This window comes from Acinetobacter sp. (genome assembly GCF_050285345.1).
In the GTDB taxonomy this organism is placed as follows: Bacteria; Pseudomonadota; Gammaproteobacteria; order Pseudomonadales; family Moraxellaceae; genus Acinetobacter.
Window position 1 is genome coordinate 1 of record NZ_JBLZXR010000095.1, and the last position, 2,634, is coordinate 2,634.

Sequence of the window (2,634 nt, forward strand, 5' to 3'; positions counted from 1 at the left end):
ATCACTGGTATGGGCATCAACTCATGCATTGGTAATACATTAGAAGATGTCACTCATTCTTTGCAAAACGGGATTTCAGGAACACGTTTTAACCCGACCTATGCTGAGCTGAATTTCAAAAGTCATGTCAGTGCTGCAGCAGAACAAGATTTTGATGGGATTGACCGCCGCTTAAAACGCTTCATGGGCGTATGTGCAATGTATGCTTATAATGCAGCAGTTGCAGCAGTAGAACATGCGGGCTTAACGGCTGAACAAATTGGCGGCAACCCACGTTACGGTATTGCTGGTGGTTCAGGGGGTGGTTCAACCGCTTCTGTAATTGAAATGAAAGAACTGCTAGACACAAAAGGCGCACGTAAAATTGGGCCTTTCTTTGTGCCGCGCAATATGACCAATACCATCACTGCAAACGTAGGTGTGGCATTTAAAATGCAAGGTGTTGCGCACTCAATTACCAGTGCTTGTGCAACTTCTGCGGATGCAATTGGTTATGCTTACAACCTGATTCAACTTGGCAAACAAGATTTGATGCTTGCAGGTGGCGGTGAAGAAGATCATTGGTCTCAAAGCTTATTATTTGATGCAATGGGCGCACTGTGCTCTAAATACAATGACACACCAGAAACAGCATCTCGCCCTTATTCAGCAGACCGTGACGGTTTCGTGATCGCTGGCGGTGGTGGTTTCGTCGTCCTTGAATCACTTGAACATGCGCAAGCACGCGGTGCGAACATTCTTGCTGAAGTGGTTGGCTATGCTGCAAACTCTGATGGTGCAGACATGGTTGCACCAAGCGGTGAAGGTGCGACACGTTGTATTTTAATGGCATTAGAAGAAGCGAAACAGCACGGTGTAGACGCGATTGACTATGTCAACACACATGGTACATCAACACCTGCAGGTGACGTGACTGAACTTCAAGCTATGGAACGTGCGTTCGGTGAAGGTAAAGTACCACCATTAAGCTCAACCAAGTCAATGACTGGTCATAGCTTGGGTGCTGCTGGTGTGCAAGAAGCAATTTACTCTGTGTTAATGATGCAAAATGACTTTATCGCACCAAACATCAACGTGACAGAACTCGATGAAGGTGCAAAAGCATTTGATATCGTACTTGAAAAACGTGATGCAAAACTGAATACTGTGATGAGTAACAGTTTTGGTTTCGGCGGTGTGAATGCCTGTCTCGTTTTCAAAAAATGGGAAGGCTAATTTAAAGTCGGTTGATTTGGCGCTTCGGCGCCAATCAGCACACCCACCGCCCTTTTAAGGGTCACTTTATGGATGCTCCGTCAGATGCTTTCCTCTGGGTCAAAGCATTACATATCATCGCAGTCGTTTGCTGGTTTGCAGCACTTTTCTATCTTCCCCGCCTTTATGTCTATCATGCCATGAGTGATGATGTCACCAGTCATCAGCGTTTCCAAGTCATGGAGCGTAAGTTGTATCGAGGCATTATGTGGCCCGCGATGATTGCCACACTCATTACTGCACATTTCTTAGTCGATTGGGGTGATGCAACGCGACATTACCATGAAGCACTCTGGTTTTATCTTAAAGTCGGTTTAGTTGGTTTATTGGTAATTTACCATCTGGTTTGTGGCTATTACCGTAAAAAACTGATTGAAAATGCGCACTATAAATCACACAAGTTCTGGCGCTTCTTTAATGAAATGCCAACACTAATTTTATTTGCTGTGGTGATATTGGTTGTGGTTAAACCCATATTTTAATCCTGATATAAAAAAACCTTCATTTTGAACTGAACCCTATAAGTTGGACACAACTTGTAGGGTTCAGTTCATTTCGGAGGTTTTTTATATCGATTAAATCTTGACACAACTATCTATTTTTAAATTTAAGGCTGCGATCTCATTTCCAGGATAAGGTATTTCAACGCATAGTTTTCCTTGTTTTTCAAAATACCGTCTCCCTTCAGCATTTCGATTAAGTTGCGCAATATCCAGCTCTCCTGTATTCAAAGCATTAAAGGCCAAAATTTTATTATTAAGTACCTGTGTCATCACTATATAGCGCTCATAGTTCGGCGCGCTGACTTGCGACAGAATATGCCCGACAGAATTCTTGATCTGCCAGCCACCATTCTCCTTCGGCTGTAAATCACCCATTTTTTGTTTTAATTGATGATAGGGAACTCTGGATAATTCACTATAAATAGAATCCCTTTCAACCAACTCATTAAACGTCATATTAGGTAAAAAAGTCGTCCACTTTCCACCATCTTCAGCACCTCGATAAGATAGTGATAAATATTGTAAAACCAAATATTGCGTCGTAGCTTCATTTTGAAGGCTACTTTGAATACTCAACTGCTCAGTATTTAAAGTTTGAAGCATCAAAGATTTTGGAGTACTGAGCTGCTCTTCCCGCATCTGTTCAATTAATTGATTCAGCAAATTTTGAGTCAACATTTTCTCAATAATAGATAAACGATTTTGCGTAAAGTCCAAAGCGCGATCAAATAGCACTTTATAAGCATGCAATTTATCTACGGAATTCAGCTCAATTTCAGCCAAAGTTAAAATTTGTAGTTGATACGCGAATCTCAACTTTCTAAACTCTTGAAATAAAAAGGACATAACACAATTTAGATTTCGACTAAGAAAATTA

The 2,634-nt window shown here is 41.5% G+C and carries 2 protein-coding genes and 1 pseudogene; 2 read left to right on the forward strand and 1 reads right to left on the reverse strand.

Features of this window, described 5'->3' with window-relative positions; translation table 11 throughout:
* Together ACN6OV_RS08335 and hemJ are read left to right on the forward strand one after the other, a co-directional pair.
* A partial coding sequence (locus ACN6OV_RS08335; RefSeq protein WP_427951860.1) for a beta-ketoacyl synthase N-terminal-like domain-containing protein occupies positions 1–1,215 on the forward strand: 1,215 nt, incomplete at its 5' end.
* Positions 1,216–1,283: 68 nt separating this feature from the next.
* Positions 1,284–1,736 carry a protoporphyrinogen oxidase HemJ gene (gene hemJ / locus ACN6OV_RS08340; protein WP_427951863.1) on the forward strand — a complete coding sequence of 151 codons (453 nt, stop codon included), beginning with the start codon at positions 1,284–1,286 and terminating at the stop codon, positions 1,734–1,736.
* Positions 1,737–1,829: 93 nt separating this feature from the next.
* Here hemJ and ACN6OV_RS08345 read toward each other — a convergent pair.
* A pseudogene (locus ACN6OV_RS08345) lies at positions 1,830–2,634 on the reverse strand (hypothetical protein); the annotation flags it as partial.